The sequence below is a fragment of the Streptomyces sp. NPDC056128 genome (genome assembly GCF_042263835.1).
Taxonomy (GTDB): Bacteria; Actinomycetota; Actinomycetes; order Streptomycetales; family Streptomycetaceae; genus Streptomyces.
The window spans coordinates 93,912-113,968 of sequence record NZ_JBHJVQ010000007.1; the positions used below are offsets into that span (position 1 = coordinate 93,912).

Annotated in this window: 17 protein-coding genes and 5 pseudogenes; 7 read left to right on the forward strand and 15 right to left on the reverse strand. The window is 72.3% G+C overall.

Going from position 1 to position 20,057, the window contains the following annotated elements; genetic code table 11:
• Positions 1-11: 11 nt before the first annotated feature.
• The 3 genes from ACFC1X_RS16710 to ACFC1X_RS16720 all read right to left on the reverse strand — a co-directional run bounded on the left by ACFC1X_RS16710 (position 12) and on the right by ACFC1X_RS16720 (position 2,741).
• Complete coding sequence (locus tag ACFC1X_RS16710) at positions 12-254, reverse strand: DUF397 domain-containing protein (RefSeq protein ID WP_376354036.1); 243 nt, start codon at positions 252-254, stop codon at positions 12-14.
• 37 nt (positions 255-291) lie between these two features.
• Positions 292-1,167: an alpha/beta fold hydrolase gene (locus tag ACFC1X_RS16715; protein WP_376354038.1), complete on the reverse strand. Its 876-nt coding sequence runs from the start codon at positions 1,165-1,167 to the stop codon at positions 292-294.
• Between the two features lie 74 nt (positions 1,168-1,241).
• Positions 1,242-2,741 (reverse strand): acyl-CoA synthetase, encoded by a 1,500-nt coding sequence (locus ACFC1X_RS16720; protein WP_376354040.1) that lies wholly within the window; start codon positions 2,739-2,741, stop codon positions 1,242-1,244.
• 161 nt (positions 2,742-2,902) lie between these two features.
• On the opposite strand from ACFC1X_RS16720, the gene ACFC1X_RS16725 reads away from it, so the two are divergent.
• Positions 2,903-4,678 carry a serine hydrolase gene (locus ACFC1X_RS16725; RefSeq protein WP_376354042.1) on the forward strand — a complete coding sequence of 592 codons (1,776 nt, stop codon included), beginning with the start codon at positions 2,903-2,905 and terminating at the stop codon, positions 4,676-4,678.
• Positions 4,679-4,704: 26 nt separating this feature from the next.
• On the opposite strand, the gene ACFC1X_RS16730 is transcribed toward ACFC1X_RS16725, so the two are convergent.
• From ACFC1X_RS16730 to ACFC1X_RS16740, 3 genes are all read right to left on the reverse strand, one after another.
• The gene (locus ACFC1X_RS16730; protein WP_376354044.1) at positions 4,705-5,439 is read right to left on the reverse strand and encodes a dienelactone hydrolase family protein; all 735 of its coding nucleotides are present in this window, start codon (positions 5,437-5,439) and stop codon (positions 4,705-4,707) included.
• Positions 5,440-5,514: 75 nt separating this feature from the next.
• On the reverse strand, positions 5,515-5,850 hold the full coding sequence (locus tag ACFC1X_RS16735) for a hypothetical protein (RefSeq protein ID WP_376354047.1): 336 nt from the start codon (positions 5,848-5,850) through the stop codon (positions 5,515-5,517).
• A 289-nt stretch (positions 5,851-6,139) separates the two neighbouring features.
• Entirely contained in the window at positions 6,140-7,216 is a 1,077-nt protein-coding gene (locus tag ACFC1X_RS16740; protein ID WP_376354050.1) for a glycoside hydrolase family 5 protein, read from the reverse strand.
• Between the two features lie 273 nt (positions 7,217-7,489).
• On the opposite strand from ACFC1X_RS16740, the gene ACFC1X_RS16745 reads away from it, so the two are divergent.
• Positions 7,490-8,455: a nitrous oxide reductase family maturation protein NosD gene (locus tag ACFC1X_RS16745; RefSeq protein WP_376354052.1), complete on the forward strand. Its 966-nt coding sequence runs from the start codon at positions 7,490-7,492 to the stop codon at positions 8,453-8,455.
• 60 nt (positions 8,456-8,515) lie between these two features.
• Here the strand turns inward: ACFC1X_RS16745 and ACFC1X_RS16750 are convergent.
• Positions 8,516-9,002 (reverse strand): annotated as a pseudogene (locus tag ACFC1X_RS16750) (alginate lyase family protein).
• Positions 9,003-9,144: 142 nt separating this feature from the next.
• Between ACFC1X_RS16750 and ACFC1X_RS16755 the strand changes: the two are divergent.
• Positions 9,145-9,531 carry an SRPBCC family protein gene (locus tag ACFC1X_RS16755; RefSeq protein WP_376354054.1) on the forward strand — a complete coding sequence of 129 codons (387 nt, stop codon included), beginning with the start codon at positions 9,145-9,147 and terminating at the stop codon, positions 9,529-9,531.
• Between the two features lie 33 nt (positions 9,532-9,564).
• Here ACFC1X_RS16755 and ACFC1X_RS16760 read toward each other — a convergent pair whose 3' ends face one another.
• The 5 genes and pseudogenes from ACFC1X_RS16760 to ACFC1X_RS16780 all read right to left on the reverse strand — a co-directional run.
• Positions 9,565-10,020, reverse strand: a complete 456-nt coding sequence (locus tag ACFC1X_RS16760) for a DUF427 domain-containing protein (RefSeq protein WP_376354539.1) — start codon at positions 10,018-10,020, stop codon at positions 9,565-9,567.
• Positions 10,021-10,080: 60 nt separating this feature from the next.
• A pseudogene (locus ACFC1X_RS16765) lies at positions 10,081-10,323 on the reverse strand (UBP-type zinc finger domain-containing protein); the annotation flags it as partial.
• A 201-nt stretch (positions 10,324-10,524) separates the two neighbouring features.
• Positions 10,525-11,334, reverse strand: coding sequence for an ABC transporter permease (locus ACFC1X_RS16770; RefSeq protein WP_376354057.1), 810 nt, complete (start codon positions 11,332-11,334; stop codon positions 10,525-10,527).
• A complete protein-coding gene (locus tag ACFC1X_RS16775) occupies positions 11,331-12,344 on the reverse strand; it encodes an ATP-binding cassette domain-containing protein (protein WP_376354059.1) in 1,014 nt (337 codons plus the stop codon). The genes ACFC1X_RS16770 and ACFC1X_RS16775 overlap by 4 nt, the downstream gene beginning before the upstream one ends.
• A gap of 119 nt (positions 12,345-12,463) precedes the next feature.
• Positions 12,464-12,991: pseudogene (locus ACFC1X_RS16780) on the reverse strand (SDR family NAD(P)-dependent oxidoreductase); the annotation flags it as partial.
• A gap of 35 nt (positions 12,992-13,026) precedes the next feature.
• On the opposite strand from ACFC1X_RS16780, the pseudogene ACFC1X_RS16785 reads away from it, so the two are divergent.
• Together ACFC1X_RS16785 and ACFC1X_RS16790 are read left to right on the forward strand one after the other, a co-directional pair.
• Positions 13,027-13,374 (forward strand): annotated as a pseudogene (locus ACFC1X_RS16785) (HAD family hydrolase); the annotation flags it as partial.
• 107 nt (positions 13,375-13,481) lie between these two features.
• The gene (locus tag ACFC1X_RS16790; RefSeq protein WP_376354061.1) at positions 13,482-14,342 is read left to right on the forward strand and encodes an alpha/beta fold hydrolase; all 861 of its coding nucleotides are present in this window, start codon (positions 13,482-13,484) and stop codon (positions 14,340-14,342) included.
• Between the two features lie 71 nt (positions 14,343-14,413).
• Here ACFC1X_RS16790 and ACFC1X_RS16795 read toward each other — a convergent pair whose 3' ends face one another.
• Positions 14,414-14,887 (reverse strand): hypothetical protein, encoded by a 474-nt coding sequence (locus ACFC1X_RS16795; RefSeq protein ID WP_376354064.1) that lies wholly within the window; start codon positions 14,885-14,887, stop codon positions 14,414-14,416.
• Between the two features lie 339 nt (positions 14,888-15,226).
• Here ACFC1X_RS16795 and ACFC1X_RS16800 point away from each other — a divergent pair.
• Positions 15,227-15,745: pseudogene (locus tag ACFC1X_RS16800) on the forward strand (alpha/beta fold hydrolase); the annotation flags it as partial.
• 57 nt (positions 15,746-15,802) lie between these two features.
• Here ACFC1X_RS16800 and ACFC1X_RS16805 read toward each other — a convergent pair.
• Complete coding sequence (locus tag ACFC1X_RS16805; protein ID WP_376354065.1) at positions 15,803-17,377, reverse strand: phytoene desaturase family protein; 1,575 nt, start codon at positions 17,375-17,377, stop codon at positions 15,803-15,805.
• Positions 17,378-17,420: 43 nt separating this feature from the next.
• On the reverse strand, positions 17,421-18,446 hold the full coding sequence (locus ACFC1X_RS16810; RefSeq protein ID WP_376354068.1) for an Lrp/AsnC family transcriptional regulator: 1,026 nt from the start codon (positions 18,444-18,446) through the stop codon (positions 17,421-17,423).
• A 167-nt stretch (positions 18,447-18,613) separates the two neighbouring features.
• On the opposite strand from ACFC1X_RS16810, the gene ACFC1X_RS16815 reads away from it, so the two are divergent.
• Entirely contained in the window at positions 18,614-20,050 is a 1,437-nt protein-coding gene (locus tag ACFC1X_RS16815) for an MFS transporter (RefSeq protein WP_376354071.1), read from the forward strand.
• Positions 20,051-20,057 lie beyond the last annotated feature (7 nt).

Here is a 20,057-nt window from a genome sequence, read left to right on the forward strand (position 1 = left end):
CACCCGGCGGGTCAGGTGAGGTCGAACTCCCCTTCCCGCGCCCCCGACACGAACGCGCCCCATTCCGCGGGGGTGAAGATCAGGGAGGGGCTTTCCGGGCTGCCGCTGTTGCGCATGGCGATGAACCCCTCGACAAAGGCGATCTGGACATCCCCCAGGCCCCGGCTGCTCGACTGCCACTGCGCGTCGCTGAGGTCCAGCTCCGGCTTGTCCCAGCCCATGATCGGGCGCTGGTATGTGGTGCTCTCGGCCACGTCCGTGCTCCTCCCGGTCTCGTCGTTCGCGGCCAGCCTAGCGATCGGCTCCGACCGCCGACAGGCCACGTGAGGGCTGCCCTTCGAGGAACGCGGCGACACGCCGTACGAACCACTCGGGGTCGTCGAGCCAGGGATAGTGCCCGGCGCCCGGCTGGACGGCGACCTCGGCGTGCGGGAAGACGGCGGCGCAGCGGCGGGCGAGTTCCGGCCGGGGACCGCCGTCGAGTTCACCGGCGAGGACCAGGACCCGGGCGGTACCGCGGGCGAGGGCGGCGCGGGTGGCGGGCGGGTCGAAGGCGTCCGGGGAGAGGTAGACGTCGCCCGCCTCGTAGTTGGACTCCTGGTCGCCGCGGGCGACGTGGGCGCGGGCGGCGTCGTCCCAGCGGCCGTGGAAGAAGGGGAGGAAGACCGGGTCGAAGTCGCCGGTGCCGGCCAGCCAGGCCTCGAAGGGGCCGTACGCCTCCTCGAACCAGGGTTCGTCCCGGCGCAGGAGGGCGGCCGCCCTTCGGTCCTCCGGCGTGGCGGGCATGTCCAGCGCCCAGGGCGTGGCGGTGATCAGGGCGAGGCGTCGCACGCTCGCCGGGTGGCGGGCGGCGTGGAGCATGGCGAGGCTGCCGCCGGCGGAGTGCGCGAGGACGTCCATGCGGTCGAGGCCGAGGTGGACGCGGAGCGCCTCCACGTCGTCGACGAGCCGGTCGCAGCGGTAGGTCGCCGGGTCGGCGGGCACGCCGGAGTCGCCGGTGCCGCGCAGGTCGAGGAGGACGAGCTGTCGGTGCGCGGTCAGACCGCCGAGGTCGCCGAGGTAGGAGGAGGCCCGCATGGGCCCGCCCGGCAGCACGACCAGCGGGGCGCCGCGGCCCCGGACGTGGTAGGCGAGTTCGGTTCCGTCGTACGCGGTGAAGGTGCCCATGGCGCCGATCCTCGGCTGCCGGGGGTGGGGGCCGCAACGGAGTTGTGGAGGCTGGGCCCTGCCGCCGAAAGGACCTAGGACCCGGCGAAGCGGTCCCGCAGTTCGCGCTTGAGGATCTTCCCGCTGGCGTTGCGCGGCAGCGCGTCCACGAACCGCACCCCCTTGGGCGCCTTGAACGCGGTGAGCCGGTCCCGGGCGTGGGCGATCAGCGCGTCCTCGGTGACCTCGCCGCGCGGGACGACGACGGCCGTGACGGCCTCGATCCAGCGTTCGTCGGGCAGGCCGATCACCGCGACCTCGGCGACCGCGCCGTGCGTGTAGAGGGCGTCCTCGACCTGGCGGGAGGCGACCAGGACGCCGCCGGAGTTGATGACGTCCTTCACGCGGTCGACGATCGTGTAGTAGCCGTCCGCGTCCCGCACGGCGAGGTCGCCGGAGTGGAACCACCCGTCGCGGAAGGCGGCTTCGGTCTCCTCGGGCTTGTCCCAGTAGCCCTCGCACAGCTGCGGCGAGCGGTAGACGACCTCGCCGGGGGTGCCGTCGGGCACGTCCGCGCCGTCCTCGTCGACCACGCGCGCGTCCACGAACAGGACGGTCCGCCCGCAGGAGTCCATCCGGCCCTCGTGCTCGTCCGGGCCGAGGACGGTGGCGAGGGGGCCGATCTCGCTCTGGCCGAAGCAGTTGTAGAAGGCGAGTGCGGGCAGGCGCTCGCGCAGCCGCTCCAGGACGGGCACGGGCATGATCGACGCCCCGTAGTAGGCCTTGCGCAGGCCGCCGAGGTCGCGGGTGGCGAAGTCGGCGCGGTTCGCGAGGCCGATCCACACGGTGGGCGGCGCGAAGACGCTGTCCACGCGGCCGGCTTCGATCAGGTTGAAGAGCAGGTCGCCGTCCGGGGCGTCCAGGATGATGTTCGTGGCGCCGACGGCGAGGTAGGGCAGCAGGAAGACGTGGGTCTGCGCCGAGTGGTAGAGCGGCAGGGCGTGCACGGGGCGGTCGCCGGCACTGAGGTCGAGGGCGGTGATGGCGCTGAGGTATTCGTGCACCAGGGCCCGGTGGGTCATCATCGCGCCCTTGGGCAGGGCGGTGGTGCCGGAGGTGTACAGGAGCTGCACCAGGTCGTCGCCGGCCGGCTCGGGACCGTCGTACGCGGGCGCCGCCGCGAGGCGGGTGAGGAGCGAGTCGGCGGCGTCGCGCAGCGCGAGGACGCGGGTGCCGTCCGGCAGCCGGTCGGCGAGGCCGGGGTCGGCGAGGACCAGGGAGCTGCCGGACTGGCCGACCAGGTAGGCGAGGTCGTCGCCGGTGAGGTTCTGGTTGACCGGGACGTGCACCAGGCCGGCCCGGGCGCAGGCCAGGAAGGCGATCAGGTAGGCGTCGGAGTTGTGGCCGTAGGCGCCGACCCGGTCGCCGGGGGACAGTCCCTCGGCCCGCAGGACGCTCGCCGCGCGGGAGACCGCGGTGTCGAGTTCCCCGTACGTCCAGGTGCGGTCGCGGTACTCGACCGCGACGCGTGCCGGAGTGCGTCGGGCGCTGCGTCGCAGCACCCCGTCGACCGTGCTGCCGTGTCCGGGCTTCATGACATGATCCTCGGCCGCCCGCCGGGGCGGGTCAAGCGACGTGCGTCCGGTCCGTGGACCGCGCACGCCCCATTGACACGACCCCGTCATGACAGGAAAGTTTCACTCCGCACGGCGATCCGGGAAAGATACTTTCAGCTTCGGTGGCGGGAGACTCTTCGATGGCCGGACAGGCGACCAGCGGATTCACACGGCGTCAACTGGGCGCCGGCGCCCTGGCCCTGGGCGGTGCCCTGGCCATCGCCCCGTTCGCCGCCGGGCCGGCCGAGGCGGTCGCGGACAGGGGCCGCCGGCCCACCCTCCGGCGCGGCTCCGCCGAGCGGGCGGGTCTGCTCCCGGGTCATCTGCGCCGGCTCGTCAGCGACGCGGAGACCTACCTCGGGCCCTCTCCCCAGCACCCGTGGTACGCGGGCGCCGTGCTGCTGGCCGGCCGGGGCGGCACGGTCGCCCTGCACGAGCCGATCGGCATGGCGGTGCGCTACCGGGCCTACGACGAGGCGACCGACACCGGCGTCGAGTTCCCGGCCGCGGAGCAGATCCCGATGGCCGGCGACACCGTGTTCGATCTCGCGTCCATCTCCAAGCTGTTCACCTCGATCCTCGCCGTGCAGCAGCTGGAGCGGGGCGCGCTGGAGCTGGAGGCGCCGGTCGCGTCGTACCTGCCGGACTTCGGGCGGGCCGGGAAGCAGGACGTGACGGTCCGGCAGCTGCTCACGCACACCTCCGGGTTCCGGGCGTGGATCCCGCTGTTCCGCGCGCCCACCTACGAGGAGAAGGTGCGGCTCATCTACGACGAGGTCCCGGTCAGCGCGCCCGGTACGGCGTACCTGTACTCGGACCTGAACATGATCTCGCTCCAGCTGGTGCTGGAGAAGGTCACCGGCCGCGCGCTGGACGTCCTGCTGCGCGACGAGATCACCCGCCCGCTCGGTCTGCGCCGCACCCGCTACAACCCGCCCGCGTCCTGGCGGCCGGGCATCGCGGCCACCGAGGACGCCCGGCAGCCCTGGTCCGGCCTCGACCGCGGTCTCGTGTGGGGCGAGGTGCACGACGAGAACGCGTTCAGCCTCGGCGGCGTCGCCGGTCACGCCGGGGTGTTCTCCTGCGCGTGGGACCTGGCGGTGCTCGGCCGGACCCTGCTCAACGGCGGTTCCTACGGCCGGGCGCGCGTCCTGCGGCCGGAGTCGGTGGAGCTGATGTTCACCGACTTCAACACGGACTTCCCGGGGGACGCGCACGGCCTGGGCTTCGAGCTGTACCAGCACTGGTACATGGGTGCCATGGCGACGCCGCGCACGGCCGGGCACACCGGCTTCACGGGTACGTCGCTGGTGCTCGACCCGACGACGGACTCGTTCCTGGTGGTGCTCGGCAACTCGGTGCACCCGGTGCGCAGTTGGCGCTCGGGGTCCGCTCCCCGGGTGGCGGCCGGCACCCACATGGCGCGGGCGGTGCCGGTCCGGCCCGCGCACGGGCGCACGGCGTGGTTCTCGGGGACGGCGAGTTCCGCGACGGCGACGCTCACGCTGCCCGCGCTCGACACGTCGGCCGGGCGAGCGCGGCTGCGCTGCTCGCTGTGGTGGGACACCGAACCCGGGTCGGACGCCCTGGTCCTGGAGGCCACGACCGACGGCGGCGCCGCCTGGCAGCCCGTCCCGTTCACGACCACTCGGCGCGCACACGAACCCGTGGCGCACGAGGACGGCTCGGTCACCGGCTGGTCGGGGCGTGTCTGGCACCGGCTGGCGGCCGAACTCCCGGCCGCCCGCGCGCTCACGCTGCGCTGGCGGTACACGACCGACCGGCTGTACGTGGGCCGCGGGGCGTACGTCGACGGGCTGCGGGCGGAGGCGGCGGGCAAGGTCCTGTTCCACGACGCGCGCCCGGCGGACGCCGCGCGTGTCGAGACGGTGGGGTGGACCGCGTCGGCCGACTAGACGCCGGCCCCGCCGCTTCCGGAGTCTCAGTTCCTGGTCAGCGTGCGGCCCAGGAGGGGCAGCAGGCGGTCCCAGTGGAGCTGGAGGGCCGCGGAGTTGAAGGCTTCGGTATCCGACATGGTGAAGCCGTGGACGGTGCCGGGGTAGATCTCCGAGGTGTAGTCGACTCCTGACGCGTCCAGGGCCCGGTTGAGCCCGCCGAGGGCCTCGGGCGTCAAGTCGCCCTCGGCGTGGCCGAAGTGGGTCTCGGCGGTCAGCTTGGCGAGGCTGTCCGGCCCGTCCGCTCCCACCGGCGCGTGGAACGCGGCGAGGGCGGCCACCTCGTCCGGGTGGGCCACGGCGGTGCGCGCCGCCAGGAGGCCGCCGAAGCAGTAGCCGGTCACCGCGACCGGTCCGCCGTCGGCCTCGGGCCGGGCCCTGAGGAAGTCGAGGTAGGCGTCGGCGTCGCTCAGGGCACGCTCTGCGGTGTGGGCCTCGATCATGGGCATCAACTGGGCGAAGAGCGCGGTCCGGTGCTCGTCGCGGATGTGCTCGGGTAGTTCGACGACCGGCGTCTCACCGTGCCGGTAGAAGATGTTGGGGACGAGCACGTAGTACCCGTGCCCGGCCAGGTACCCGGCCATCTCCCGCAGGACGGGACGGATTCCGAACGCGTCCGGATACATCAGCACCCCCGGGTGCCGCCCGCCGCCGTCGGGGAAGGCGGCGAGGGCGTCGGCCTGACCGTCCGCGGTGGTGATCCGCAGCGTCTTGATGGGCATGAAATCTCCTGTCGTGGATGTCCACAACGTAGTCCACCCGATGAGACGGACGGTCCGCACCCGGGTGACCTCCGGTCAGGACCGGGGCAGCGTCGGAAGGACCTTCTCGGCGAGGCCGAGGAGGACGCCGTCGTCCGGGAAGGCTCCGGACGTGCTCCACACGGTGATGTCGTAGTAGCCGCCCCGGTCCCCGCTGTCGAAGGCCACGGAGAGCGTCCTGGCGAGCGGGCCCTGCTCGACCGGGCCGCCGGCGCCGCTCCCGAGGCCGATCTCGATCTTCATGGTGTGGCCGGAGGCGAGGACCGCGGGCCGGCCGAGGACGGTGGTCGTCCTGACGTCCGTCTCCTCCCCGAGCTTCATCAGGTCCACGTACTGGGCGGAATCCGACGGCGTGGACCTCCACGAGGACATCGTTCTCGGCGACGTGCGGGCGCTCACTGCCGGTGGGCCACTTGCGCCGATGGGAGCGTGAACGCCGGAAGGCGAAGGTCGCGGCGCGAAGGCCGGAGCGCGCTCGCATGGCGGCCGCGATGGTGGGACCGGATGTGTCGCGAAGCCGCCCCCGGCGGTGATTCCGTCAGCGGCACCGGGGGCGGCGAGGGTCCCGAGGAGAGCCCCTCGACCTGTCCTTCCGCCGACACGCGGAGGACGGATGCAGCTCTCGCGGCTCGGTGACCGTGGAGAGGCGGGGCTCGGTGGATCAGCGGGCGGGGAAGGCGTCGGGAGTACGGACGCGGTCACGGATCCAGGCGCCGGCGGGCTTCAGCGAGGAGGTGCCGGTCCACGGCCCGTTCCTGTCGCAGGTGCCGGTCTTGAAGACGGCACCGGAGCGCTGGTCGTCGGAGAAGTTCCAGTTCACCCAGCTGATCTTCTTGCTCGCCATGAGGTCGAGGTAGCGCTGGGACATGGCGAAGTCGTTGCTCCCCTCACCGGCGTAGTTCTGTGTGCCGAACTCGGTGACGAAGACCGGGAGGGCGTCGGCGGCCCGGGACAGGGTCGCCAGGTACTCGTCACGGTGCGAGTACGCGTAGAAGTGGAACGTGTACATGATGTTGGCGGCGCGGACGGGGTTGTTGACCACCTCGGACTCGTCGGCGCCCTCGGAGACGCCGAACGAGGACCAGGCGCGCGTGCCGACCAGGACCGGGGCGTCGGCGTCGATGGCGCGGATGGTCGGGATGATCTGCTCGGCGTAGCTCTTGACGCGGGACCAGCTCACGCCGCTGGGCTCGTTGGCGATCTCGTAGATGATGTTGTTCTTGTTCTTGTTGCGGTTGGCGATCTCGGTGAAGAACTGCCGGGCCTTGCTCAGGTTGGCGTTCGGGTCGCCCGGAGTGAGCATGTGCCAGTCGACGATCACGTACATGCCGTGGTCGGTCGCCTGCTGGACGAGGGAGTTCGCCAGGTCGGTGAAGCGCTTCGGGTCGGTTTCGTAGCCGCCCTCCTGCACGTAGGTCGACACCCGCAGGACGTCCGCCTTCCAGTCCTGGGCGAGGGCGTCGAGCGAACCGCCGGTCAGGCAGTGCGGGTACCACTGGGTGCCGTGGCTGCTCATGCCGCGCAACTGGATGGGGTTGCCGCGGCTGTTGCACAGCTTGGTGCCGCAGACCTTGAGCTGGCCGTTGGCACCGACGGGGGTTTCCGCGGTGGCCGCGGCCGGCACCTGACGTGCGCTGGTGGCACCCGCGCCTGGAGCCACGCCCAGGACCAGGAGCAGGGCGCTGCCCACGACGCCTGCCGCCACAGAGGATCGCCATGAGGTGCGGTGTGCGCGCATACGAACTCCATTCATGGAACTGTCTGATAGGAAACTTTCCTAACTACAGCGAAGCAAGTACCACCCCCTCCATCAAGAGTGCCGACGACATCCGGCCGACAGGTCATTCACAGCGCCCTGTGAATGAGATGTATCCACGCGAGGGACACGTCGACCGGCCTTGACGCCCAGGGGGAGCGCCTCTACTTTCCCCCCACCTGATTCACATCAGTAGGTATAGGCCATGTATGTGAATCACACCATGAACCACGTCCAGGACACAGGAGGTCCCCCATGCGCACGCGCTCCCGCTCGCTGCTCACCTCCCTGCTCGCCGTGACCGGCGGGCTGGCCCTGCTCCCCACGCCGGCCCCGGCCCTCGGGTCGGCGTCCGTCATCGAGGTCACCACCGCCGCCCAGTTGAAGTCGGCGCTCGCGGCGGCCGCGCCCGGCGACACGATCCGGCTCGCCGACGGCACGTACACGGGCAACTTCAAGGCCACCCGGGCCGCCACCGCGGTCTCCCGCATCACGCTCACCGGCTCGTCCAGGGCGGTGCTCACCGCCGGCGGCGGCTACGGCCTCCACCTGAACGCGGCCTCCTACTGGACGGTCCGCGGGGTGACGGTGACCGGCGGCCAGAAGGGCATCGTGATCGACGCCGCGCGCGGGGTGGTCGTGGACGGCGTGACGGTCCACGACCTGGACATGGAGGGCGTCCACTTCCGCAAGTCCAGCGCGGACGGCGTCATCCGCGACTCACGCATCCACGACACCGGCAACGACGGGCGCGGCATGGGTGAGGGCGTGTACGTCGGCTCGGCGAACACGCTCTCCGACAGGAGCGACAACGTGCAGATACTGAACAACACCATCGGGCCCGACGTCGGCGGCGAGAACATCGACGTCAAGGAGGGCACCACCGGGACCCGGATCATCGGGAACACCTTCGACGGCGGCGGCCTCACCGGCGTCCACTACGACGACTCGTGGGTGGACGTGAAGGGCAACGACGTCCTGGTGGAGAACAACACCGGCACCCGGACCACGAACGACGGCTACCAGACGCACACCCAGCAGCCGGGCTGGGGCTGCGGCACGGTCTTCCGCAACAACAGGTCCGACCTGAGCGGCGCCGGCGGGTCCACCAGGCTGGCCATCAACGTCACGAACTCCGGCTCCGGTTGCCGTACCACGGTGTACGCGAGCAACACCGTGACCGGCGGCCGGGGGCTGACCAACGTCGCCGTGACGCCGTGACACCGGCACCATGAGGGGCTGGCGCCGACCCTCTCGTGGTGCCCCGGGGGGCGGGTCAGGTCAGCCCGCTATGGAGTCCAGTTGCTCGGCGGCGGGGCGAAGTGTCCACAGATCGCCGCCGGGTGGCGTCTCCAGCAGGGGCAGGGCGCGCCGCTCGCCGCGAACAGGCTCTGCCCCTGTGGGCCCCGGTGCGCCCATAGATCCGCCCCGGCGTTCTCGCCGATCGCCGCGAGCCGGGTGTAAGCGACCAGGTCGAAGGTGGAAGTGGTCCAGGTTGGGGTTCATCCGGGTGGCCGGGGAGAGGAACCAGGTCCGCAGGACGTCCGCCGCCTTCCGCTGGTACCACCGTTCGCTGGTGTAGTACCAGGCGAGCGCGAGGTCGTACCACCTCGGGGTTCCGCTCGCCGTCGCGCTGGACGTAGGGGCAGCCCCACGGATTGTCGGCGGTCGAGGTTCGGCTGGGCCACCAGCAGGGAGCCTGGCTCAGATAGGCGTGGACGTCACCGCCGGGTGCCGGTCGCGGCTTGTCGACGACGGTCCAGATCACCGCTGCCAGCAGGGGCCGTGATCGGGCGGAGTCGTCTACCCCATCGCTACGTCGGGGCCGGTTCGGCCTGCGGTGACGGCGCTTCCGACCGGATCAACCGCCGGCCGTGCCGCGGACCCGCAAGATCGGGTACTCGTGAGTCATGGCCAGTCTGACCATTGAAGCGGTGGGACCGATCGACGCCGACACGGCGTGGCAGCGTTATGCCCGGCTCGACGAGTGGGCCTCGTGGGCCCCGCAGATCAGGTGTGTGCACGCGGACCGCCGCCTGCTCGTTCCAGGGCTCACCGGTCAGGTGGAGGGGGTGGCCGGGATCAAGGTTCCCTTCCGGGTCGAGGCGGTCGACGACGTACGGCGTACATGGTCCTGGCGGGTCCGGGTGGGGCCGGTGCGGATCCGGCTGCATCACGGGGTGCACGCCTCCGAGGGCGGCTGCCGCACCGATCTCACCATGAACGGGCCCGGGCTCGTACTGGCCGCCTACGCGCCACTCGCCCGCTTCGCCCTGCGTCGACTGGTGCGACGGTGAGGCGGGAGGTGCCGACGATGCTGCGGCACTCCGTCACCACATGCCGGTGCCCGGCTCGCCCTTGAAGGGGCCCCGCACCTCAGTGGTGATCCAGCCGCCGTAGAAGTCACCCCGCTGCGCGCCGACCACCTGGTCGCCGACCGTGCAACGGTCCATCCGCCCGGGGTAGAAGGCGAGGAAGCCGGCGATGCGTTCGTAACCGGGTGTGGGAGTGGGATAGCTCCATGCGGCGCCGGCACGCCGGTCGTTCTCCACCAGGACGTCCCAGTACGTCGCCTCGCCCTTCCACTCGCACCAGGTGGGTGCCGTGGCCGCAGGCCGCAGGAGGTCGGTGGCCACGTCCGACGGCGGTACGTAGAAGACCGGGGGGTGACTGGTTTCCAGTACCTGGACGGCCTGTCGCGTTTCGGCGACCACGAGCCCCGCGCACTCGACGCGGACCACACGACCGTCCTCCCGGAGTGCGGGCGGCCTGGGGTAGTCCCACACGGACTCCCGTTCCCGGGAGGCGGAGGGGGCCGAACCTCCTCCGGGCGACGGATCCAGGTAGACCTGGTCCTCGTAGCACCACGCCCACTCCTCGCCGGGCGCCAGGGAACGCACCACCGGATGACCGCTGTCGTCGAAGTGCGCACTGGCGTGAGCGCCGGGCGAGCTGTCGCTGCACCCGACGTGTCCGCAGGTCAGGCAGAGTCGCAGGCCGATCTGGTGCCGCCCGCGCGCCGCGCACGGCAGGCACACCTCGCTGAGGGGTGCCGGCTCCGGGAACACCGTTCGGGTGTGGGCGCACACACGGCCGTCCGGGCGGCCGCCGTCCGGACGGGGCTCCCACCGCGGCTCCGTCTCCGTCTCACTCTGCGTCGTCGCCGCCTCCGTACGATGCGGTCGGTTCCGGCTTTCCATCTCCGCTCCTTCCGGCCGGGTCATCCCCGGCTCACCGCTGCCTCCCCCCTGCTTCGCCCATGTTCGGCGTGCCGGATGCGGTCGCGGCGGTCAACCGCGCGAGACGCGGCCGCGGAGCGCCGTGAAGGCGAGGGCGAAACTGAGGGTGCCGACACCGAGCACCGCCAGCAGCCCCGGCCACAGCTCGGCCCACGACCAGCCGTCACTGAGCAGGGACCGCAGTGCGGCGAGAAGGTAGGTGACCGGGTTGTAGTCGGCGATGGTGGCCAGCCACCCGGTCAGCGCCTGCTGCGGCAGGAACGACGTCGTGAGGAACGCGAACGGGAAGAAGAGGAGAAAGGAGGAATTGACGGCTCCGGGGCTTCCCGTGCGCAGGGCGATCGCGTAGGGGAATCCGGTGAAGGCCAGTCCCCAGAGTCCGGCGATGACGACGAAGGCCAGAGCACCGAGCACCCCCGTGGTGAAACTGACCCCGACGACGAGACCGAGGAGGATGACCGGGACGCACAGCGCCATGACGAGCGCGAGATCGGCCACCATCAGGCCGAGCAGCAGGGCCGTACGGCGCATCGGGGTGAGGAGCAGCCGGTCGAAGTACCCGCTGCTGATGTCGGTGACAAGTCCGCTTGCGCGCGATACGCCGGTCACGGCGAAAATGATCGCGACCGGGAGTTGGAAGGCCCGGAAGTCCCGCACGCCGCTCTGTTCGGCGACTGGCTCCAGGGCGCCGATGTTCACCACGAAGAAGAACACCGGAATGATCAGCGCGGGGACGACGGTCTCGAGGTCGCGCGGAATGGACCGCAGCGCCCGGATCGCGACGGAGATCAGGTCCCCGGCGAATCCGGCTCGCCGCGGCTGTGCGCGCACGATGCCGCCGCGCTCGTCGGTGGTGGTCATGAGGACTCCGTGTCGGGCTGCCCGCGCTCCGCGCTCCTCGACGCCTCCGCGTCCAGGTCGCGTCCTGCCATGCGCTCCCCCGTGGCGGAGAGGAACACGTCTTCCAGCGACGGCCGGCGCAGCGAGAGCTCCTGGACGGTCACGCCGGGGGCCCGGGACAGTGCGACGGCCATGGGGCTGATCGCGGACGGGCCGTCGGACACGCTCACCGTGAGGGTCTGACCGCTGGTATCCACCCGCCGCACGCCGTCGAGCGCCCGCACGGCGCGCCGGGCGTCGTCGACGGGACCCTCCAGCCTCACGACGACCACGTCGGTGCCGATGGCGCGTTTGAGGCTCTCCGGAGTGCCTTCGGCGACCAGCCGGCCCCGATTGATGATGCCGACCCGGTCCGACAGCTCGTCGGCCTCCTCCAGGTACTGGGTGGTGAGGAACACCGTCATGCCCAGCTCCTTGTTGAGGCGGCGGACCTCCTCCCAGATGCGGGACCGGCTGACGGGGTCGAGTCCCGTGGTGGGCTCGTCCAGGAACAGCACCTCGGGATCGTGCACGAGGGCGAGGGCGAGGTCCAGGCGCCGCTTCATGCCTCCGGAGTACGTGCCGACGCGTCTGCCGAGGGCGCTTCCGATGTCGACCAGGTCGGTCAGTTCGGCCACGCGTGCCCGGGTGGCGGCGCGGGTCAGGCCGTAGAAGCGGCCTTGCAGGGCCAGCATCTCCGCGCCCGTCTGCTGGTCGTCCAGCGCGGCCTCCTGCAACGCCACGCCGACCCGGAGCCGTACCTGGTCGGCCTCGGTCGCGACGTCGTGGCCCGCCACCGTGGCCCGTCCCGAGGTGGGGCGGAGCAGCGTGCAGAGCACCCGGGTCAGGGTGGACTTGCCGGCGCCGTTGGGGCCGAGGAAGCCGTAGATCTCACCTGCGCGTACGGCGATGTCGACACGGTCGACGGCGACCAGGTCGCCGAAGCGCCGCTCGACGCGCTCCGCCGCGATGGCGGTACCCGGCAGTTCCATGACGTGCTCCCCGCATCGGCCTTCGCACCATGTGTACCGGCCGGAACCGCCTCGCGGATGCAGGCGCGCTCCCGTCGGCGCCCCTACGACGTCGTGGTCACCCCGCGCGCGAGGCACCCTCAGGGCAGGGCCACCGGGTAGGGCTCGCCGAAGTCCGCCGAACGGCTGACCTTCTCCCAGGCTGCCGCCTCGGCCGTGCGCCGGCGGGAGTGGTCCAGGGCCATCGTCGCCGCGTTCACGCCGAGGGGAAGGTGACCGGGGACCTCCTCGCGGCGGACGGTACGCACGATGATCTCGGCGGCCCGCCGAGGGTCCCCCGCCGCGCCGTCCGTGCTCCGGCGCACCCGGCGGTTCATCTCGCCGACGGTGGCGTCGTACGCCTGCGGGAGGTCGTGGACCGTCATCGACGACCCGGCCCAGTCGGTGGCGAAACCGCTCGGCTCGACGACCATCACCCGCACACCGAACGGCGCAGTCTCCGCAGCCAGGACGCGGCTGAAGCCGTCGACCGCGAACTTGGCCGCCTGGTAGGAGGCGATGCCGGGCGACCCTCCGACCCTGCCGCCGATCGAGGAGAACTGCACGACCGTGCCCGTCCCCTGGCGGCGCAGGGTGGGCAGGGCGGCCTTGGTGACGTTGTAGACGCCGGCTGCTGGACGCCGTCGCCCACCAGTCGCAGCTCGCGGTGGCGGCCGAGTTGGAGGAAGCCGGCCGGACGGCTGTCGTCGTCCTGCGCGGACAGGAGCCGGTGGGCGTGCTCGGCGTCGCGGACCGGCTGCGCCCGGACGCGACGGCCACCCTGACCCGCCTGACCGGCCGGACTCCCGTACTGCTGACCGGCGACAACGCACGCGCCGCCGGGCGTCTGGCCGCCGATGTGGCCATCACCGACGTCCGCGCCCACCTGCTGCCCCAGGACAAGGTCGCCGCCGGCGACGGCGTGAACGACGCGCCCGCCGGCCACGAGGGCTCGACCGTCGTCGTCGGCCTCAACGGCCTGCGCCTGCTGCGCGAGAGCGCCTGGCCCCGGCCCGCCGGGAGACGGCCTGAGCGGAGACCGTCCTTGAGAAACCCGGATCGGGGCAGGCGAGATGCCGGGGGCCGGAGCCGAGCCTCCAGAGCGGAAAGGGGCTTGCCGTGTTCGAGGGTTTCGCCACCGAGACGGTGGACGTCGGTGAGGCATCCGTCTTCGTGCGGTACGGAGGAGATGGGCCGCCCCTGCTGTTGTTGCACGGCCATCCCCGTACTTCTGCGACCTGGCACCGCGTCGCGCCCCTCCTGGTCCGGCGCGGCTTCACCGTGGTCTGCCCCGACCTGCGCGGCTACGGCCGCTCCCGCGGCCCCGCCCCCGCCGCCGACCACGCTCCGCACTCCAAGCGTGCCGTGGCCGGGGACATGGCCGAGGTCATGCGAGCACTGGGGCACCGGCGCTTCGGGCTCGCCGGCCACGACCGCGGGGTGCCGGTGGCGCTCCGCCTCGTGCTGGACCACCCGGAGGCGGTGACCCGGGTGGCGTTCCTGGACGGGATACCCCTGAGCGAGCATCTGGCCCGTGCCGACGCACGGTTCGCCACCGCGTGGTGGCACTGGTTCTTCTTCGCCCAGCCGGAGATCCCCGAACGCGTCATCAACGCCGACCCCGACGCCTGGTACCGCGGCGACGCACAGGTCATGGGGCAGGAGAACCACGACGAGTGGCGGGCCGCCACGAGGAACCCGGACGTCGTCCGCGCGATGTTGGAGGACTACCGTGCCGGGCTCACCGTGGACCGCCGCCACGAGGAGGAGGACCGGGCCCGGGGCTCACGGATCCAGTGCCCGGTCCTTGTTCTGTGGTCACTCCGGGACGACTTGGAGGACCTGTACGGCGACCCGCGCGCCATCTGGCGCGACTGGGCCGAAGACGTGCGCGGCCAGGGCATCGACGCGGGCCACCACGTGGCCGAGGAGGCCCCCGGCCCGCTCTCCGCCGCCCTGGGCGACTTCTTCACCCGCTGACTCCTGCCGGCTCGGCCTGCCACTCGACGTGGCCCGGACACCGTGATCAGCTTGTCCTGGCCGCCGTGCCCTCAGCAGATGTCGAGGCGATTGAAGTCGTACGTGGCCTCGTCCCGAACCGTGTAGATCCGGCCGTCCGCGGGGATCTTGACGTCGAACCTGGGTCCCCAGAAGTGGACTTGAGCCCGACCCGTCTGGTTGTTGCGGACGGCGAGCGCGTCGATGAAGTTCGACAGCGACCGCGTGTCGCACTTGAACAGGTGGAAGACGCTGTGCCTGCCGTCACCCTGCCCCACCGACACGCAGGCGATTCCATCCGCCACGGAGCACGCGACCAGCGCCGCGTTCCGGTCGGCGCTCGCCACGTTCCGCTGTACCCACTCACCCGAGAACAGCGGGTAGATCTGCGGTGTCCACGCGGCCGTTCCGGCCTCGCCGTTCGACGCCGCCCGTGCCGGTGCCTGCGCGGCCAGCGGAACAAGGGCCGTGGCGATCACCGTCGCGACCATCGCGGCCGCCCTTGGCCTGAGACCTCTCGACTTCATGTGCCCTCCTCGTTCAGTCGCAACCCATGCGGCCGCCGCAACGGCGAGACGCGGTCACCGCGGCTGCTGCTCTTGTCCGCCCGGAGCGCACACCTGCCCTGCTTCGACTGCCATGACGGCCAGGAACTCCCCCGAGTCGGCGCCTCGAAGCGTAGACCGCGCCGGCGGCGTCGCGACCCTGACAATTGCCAGGGTGGTGCGCGCGGCGGCCGTTGGTGGTGCGGTGATGGTGCGCGGAGGCCCAGTGGCTACGCTCGGCTCTCCGTGAAGCCGGAGTGGAGGAGAACAGACCGTGCGCAGCGCCACCGTGACGTCCGATGGCAGCCGGATCCGCCCGGCGCGGGTGTCGTGGGCGCCGAGGTGATCGCGCACAGCATGGGTGGCTCGGTGGCCATCGTCCTGGCCGCCCGGCACCCCCCGCTGGTCTCCCGCCTGGTCGTGGTCGACGGCAACCTCGACCCGATCCCGCCCGTGCTCGGCTCGGCGGGCAGTAGCGGCATCGCCGCCTACTCCGAGGAGGAGTTCCTGGCGGGCGGCTGGGAAGAAGTCCGAGACAGGGCCGGTTCCCTCTGGTGGTCCACGATGCGCCTGGCAGGCCGGGAGGCCCTGCATCGCAGCGCGGTGCACCTCACCCGCGGCACCGTCCCCACCATGCGTGAGCTTCTGCTGGACCTGAAGATCCCCCGCACCTACCTGCTGCCCGAGGCCGACGGCCCGCTCCCGGGCACCGACGTGCTCACCGAAGCCGGCGTGGCCGTGGTCCCGGTCCCCGACTGCGGGCACAACATCATGCTGGACAACCCCGAAGGCTTCGCCCGCGCCACCGCGGACGCCCTTTCGGACGGCTTCCAGCGGTAGGCCGAGGGCCGATCACGGCGCCCTCCTCGGGCAGGCGCGTCCAGCCCCGGGCACCCGTCACCGGTCCGCCTCCAGTACCGCCATCGCCGCGTTGTGTCCCGGCACGCCGCTCACCCCTCCCCCGCGTACCGCGCCCGCCCCGCAGAGGAGGACGTTGGCCTGAGCGGTCTCCACGCCCCAGCGGCCGGTGCCGTCCTGGGTGTGCGGCCAGGACAGCTCGCGGTGGAAGATGTTGCCGCCGGGCAGGCGCAGGTCGCGCTCCAGGTCGAGCGGCGTCTTGGCCTCGATGCAGGGCCTGCCGTCGGCGTCGGTGGCCAGGCAGTCGGCGATCGGCTCGGCGAGGTGGGCGTCGAGCTGGGCGAGGGTCGACTTCAGCAGGTCCTCGCGTACGGCGTCGTTGTCCCCGGCGAAGAGCCGGGCGGGGGTGTGCAGGCCGAAGAGCGTGAGGGTGTGCAGGCCCCGTCCCGCCAGGTCCGGACCGAGGATCGTGGGGTCGGTCAGGGAGTGGCAGTAGATCTCGGAGGGCGGGGCGGCGGGCAGTGCGCCCGCGGACGCCTGGGCGTGGGCGGCGGCCAACTGCTCGTACCCCTCGGCGATGTGGAAGGTCCCGGCGAACGCCTCGCGCGGGTCGGCGTCGGGGTCGCGCAGCGCCGGGAGCCGGTCGAGCAGCATGTTGACCTTGAGCTGGGCGCCCTCGGCGGGCGGCGGCGCGGGGGTGCCGGTCAGGGCGGCCAGTTCTCGCGGGGAGGCGTTCACCAGGACGTGCCGTGCGGCGGCGACGTGCTCGCCGTCGGCGGACCGGTAGGTGACCTCGGCGGTGCGTCCGTCGGTGTCGATCCGCACCGCCTCGTGGCCGGTGGCGAGTTCGGCGCCGGCGGTGCGCGCCGCGCCGGCCAGGGCGTCGGTGAGGGCGCCCATGCCGCCGACCGGCACGTCCCAGGCGCCGGTGCCGCCGCCGATCACGTGGTACAGGAAGCACCGGTTCTGGCTCAGCGAGGGGTCGTGGGCGTCGGCGAAGGTGCCGATCAGGGCGTCGGTGAGGGCGACGCCCCGGACGGTGTCGTCGGCGAAGTGCTCCTCGATCGCGACGCCCACCGGCTCCTCGAACAGGGCCCGCCAGGCCGCCTCGTCGTCGATCCGGCGGCGCAGTTCGTCGCGGGTGGGCAGGGGCTCGGTGAGGGTCGGGAAGACGCGTTCGGCGACGTGGCCGGTCATGGCGTAGAACCGCTGCCAGGCCGCGTACTCCCGGTCCGACCCGGTGAGCCCGGCGAACGACTCCCGCGTCCGCCGCTCGCCGCCGCCGACGAGGAGCCCGGTGGGGCGGCCGTCGCGCTCGACGGGCGTGTACGAGGAGACCGTGCGCCCGCGGACCCGGAAGTCCAGGTCCAGGTCCCGCACGATCTTCTGCGGCAACAGGCTGACCAGGTACGAGTACCGGGACAGCCGGGCGTCGACCCCGGCGAACGGCCGGGTGGAGACGGCCGCGCCGCCCGTGTGGTCCAGCCGTTCCAGTACCAGCACGGAGCGGCCCGCGCGGGCCAGGTAGGCGGCGGCGACCAGGCCGTTGTGGCCGCCGCCGACGATCACGGCGTCGTAGGTGCGGGAGGCGGGGGGTGTGCTGGTCGGGGTCATGGCTCTTGGTAACACGGGGTGGTCCGGGGCGGCCAGGGGTGGCTCACGGGGCCGGCCGGTGGAAGAGCCTGCCGGTGACCGTGGCGCCCGCGGCGCCCACGGGACGTCCGGCCCGCCGGTAGGTGCGCATCAGCAGCGCGGTGCGCACCTCGCGCAGCCCGGGGAGACCGGCGAAGGCGCGGGCGTGGAAGTCGTGCATCTCGCTCGCGGAGGCGTGGCTGGCGTACCCCAGCACGTTGGAGCGGCCGGTGGTGACGACCAGGTGCCGGACGGACGGTTCGCCCGCCAGCCGGCGCAGCGCGGCATCGAGGCTGCCGTGCCGCACCTCCAGCTGGAAGCGGGTCTCCACGGGGTAGCCGAGCACGGCCGGTTCCGCGAACAGGCGCAGGTGGAAGACGTGCGAGGACATCAGGCGGTTGAGCCGGCGGCGCACCGTCGACTCGCCCAGGCGGAGCCGGCCGGCCAGCGTGCTCATCGGCATCCGGGCGTCCTCGCCCAGCAGGTGCACCAGTTCCCGGTCCACGGCGTCGACGGTGATGGGCGGCGGAGGCGGTCGGCCCTCGACGGCGAGTCGGCGCAGGGGTGAGGGTTCGGGGTCGTAGGGCGCCCAGTCGACGGCGGTGAGCAGCAGGCGGAGCACGACGGCGGAGTGGATGTCGAGGACGCCGGGCATCCGGCCGACGGTGCGGTCGATCAGCTCGATGAGTTCGGCCTCGTCCGCGACGGCCATCTCGGCCAGCACCTGGAGGTCGCCGGTGGCCACCTCCACGGAACGGGCCTGGGGGCGGGCCGCGACGGCCCGCGCGACCTCCTCCAGTCGGCCCGGGGCGCAGCGCACGGCCAGTTCGACGGCCATGCCCTCGCCCAGGTACTCGTTGGTCAGGGAGGCGATGAAGCGGACCTCGCCGGTGTCGAGCAGCCGGCCGAGGCGGCGGGCGACGGTCCGTTCGTGCAGCCCGACGCTCGCACCGACCTCCGCGAAGGAGGCGCGGGGACGCCGGGCCAGGTACCGCAGGATGCCGAGGTCGGCGGTGTCCGGAACCACCTCCGGCGGGCTCTCGCTTTCCACCGTGCGCGACCCCCTTCCTGCCTGATTCCGCCGTGTGCGGCTCGTGGATGCCTGATTCGCGCTTTCTGACCGGTGCCTGTTGCTCGGATCCGATGGTGACGCGCAGATTACCCGACAGCATCCGACCGCCGGTTTCCGGCCATCCGCTCATCCGCAGAGGTACGCCCATGACTCAGGCAGCCGCCAAGGCGCCGTCCGGCTCCGCTCCCCCGGTCCGCACCGTCCCGACCGCGGCCATCGTCGTCTCGATCGTCCTCGTCGAACTGTCGAGCGGGATCACCCAGGGGTTCCTCGCTCCGGTGCTGCGCAGCCTCACCGACGTCCTGCACGTCACGGCCGCCGGGCTGAACTGGCTCAGCATCGCCAACCTGATGGCGAGCGTGGCCTTCACCCCGCTGCTCTCCCGCCTCGGCGACCTGCACGGGCACCGCAGGGTGCTGCGCTGGAACCTGGCCGTCGTGCTGCTCGGCTCGCTGATCGTGGGGACGGCCGGATCGTTCCGCACCCTGCTGATCGGGCAGATCCTCCAGGGGGCGTTCGCCGGGTTCTTCCCGCTGCTGGTCGGCATCCTGCGCAACCGGACCTCGGAGGCCGCGAGCCGCCGCAGCATCGGGGTGATGGTGGCGGCCCTGGTGTCCGGCATCTGCGTCGGCATGGTGGCCAGCGGCCTGGTCGCGCACTACGTCGACACGCCCACCGCGGCCCTGTGGGTGCCGGCCGCGGCGGTGAGCGTCGCGCTGCTGGTGACCTGGCCGCTGCTGCCGGAGACCACCGAGCGTCCCGGCGGCCGACTCGACGTGCGCGGCGGTGTCCTGCTGTGCGCCGGGCTGGTCGCGGTCATGCTCGGGCTGGGGCAGGGCGGGCTGCCGGGCTGGGAGTGGACCTCGGCGCGCACCCTCGGCTGTCTGGTGGGCGGCGTGGCCGTGACCGCGGTGTGGGTGTACGTGGAGCTCCGCTCGCCGGAGCCGATGATCGACGTACGGCTGTTCCGCCGCCGCAACGTGGCGGTGGTGGCGCTGGTGACGACCACGTTCTCCTTCTGCATGCTGGGCCTCCAGATCGCGAGCGCCGTCTTCCTCGGCACCCCCGGGGAGGTGGCCGGGTACGGCATGGGGCTCTCCCCGCTGGAGATCGCCTTCGCCACGATCCCGGGCATGGCGTCCCTCGCCCTGGCCGCCGTCGCGGCACCCCGGCTGGCCGCGCGCGTCGGCGACCGCGCCACGCTGGTCCTCGGCTCCCTGCTGATGGCCGCGGGCTACGCGCTGGCACTCGCCCTCCACACCTCGCTGACGCCCTACCTGCTGTCGACGGTGGTGGCGGGGGTCGGTACCGGGCTGCTCCAGCAGTCCACCCGCACCCTCGCCGTCGAGTGCGTGCCGCACGAGCAGACCGCCGTCGGCTCAGGCATCAACGAACTGCTCATCAACGTGGGCGGCTCGCTCGGCGCGGCCTGCGTCCTCGCGGTGACCGCCGCCCACACCTCGGCCGGCTCGACCCTGCCCGCGTACGGCGCCTATGCCACCACGTGGTCCGTGTGCGCCGGGGTGTCCCTGCTGGGCGCGCTGGCCGCCCTGCTGTACCGGCGCTCCGACCGGCCCGCGTGACCTCCTC

Bases quoted from the DNA above. Each gene is read 5' to 3' on its own strand.
- ACFC1X_RS16715 (WP_376354038.1), bottom strand. From the start codon at position 1,167: ATGGGCACCTTCACCGCGTACGACGGAACCGAACTCGCCTACCACGTC.
- ACFC1X_RS16720 (WP_376354040.1), bottom strand. From the start codon at position 2,741: ATGAAGCCCGGACACGGCAGCACGGTCGACGGGGTGCTGCGACGCAGC.
- ACFC1X_RS16725 (WP_376354042.1), top strand. From the start codon at position 2,903: ATGGCCGGACAGGCGACCAGCGGATTCACACGGCGTCAACTGGGCGCC.
- ACFC1X_RS16730 (WP_376354044.1), bottom strand. From the start codon at position 5,439: ATGCCCATCAAGACGCTGCGGATCACCACCGCGGACGGTCAGGCCGAC.
- ACFC1X_RS16735 (WP_376354047.1), bottom strand. From the start codon at position 5,850: ATGTCCTCGTGGAGGTCCACGCCGTCGGATTCCGCCCAGTACGTGGAC.
- ACFC1X_RS16740 (WP_376354050.1), bottom strand. From the start codon at position 7,216: ATGCGCGCACACCGCACCTCATGGCGATCCTCTGTGGCGGCAGGCGTC.
- ACFC1X_RS16745 (WP_376354052.1), top strand. From the start codon at position 7,490: ATGCGCACGCGCTCCCGCTCGCTGCTCACCTCCCTGCTCGCCGTGACC.
- ACFC1X_RS16755 (WP_376354054.1), top strand. From the start codon at position 9,145: ATGGCCAGTCTGACCATTGAAGCGGTGGGACCGATCGACGCCGACACG.
- ACFC1X_RS16770 (WP_376354057.1), bottom strand. From the start codon at position 11,334: ATGACCACCACCGACGAGCGCGGCGGCATCGTGCGCGCACAGCCGCGG.
- ACFC1X_RS16775 (WP_376354059.1), bottom strand. From the start codon at position 12,344: ATGGAACTGCCGGGTACCGCCATCGCGGCGGAGCGCGTCGAGCGGCGC.
- ACFC1X_RS16795 (WP_376354064.1), bottom strand. From the start codon at position 14,887: ATGAAGTCGAGAGGTCTCAGGCCAAGGGCGGCCGCGATGGTCGCGACG.
- ACFC1X_RS16805 (WP_376354065.1), bottom strand. From the start codon at position 17,377: ATGACCCCGACCAGCACACCCCCCGCCTCCCGCACCTACGACGCCGTG.
- ACFC1X_RS16815 (WP_376354071.1), top strand. From the start codon at position 18,614: ATGACTCAGGCAGCCGCCAAGGCGCCGTCCGGCTCCGCTCCCCCGGTC.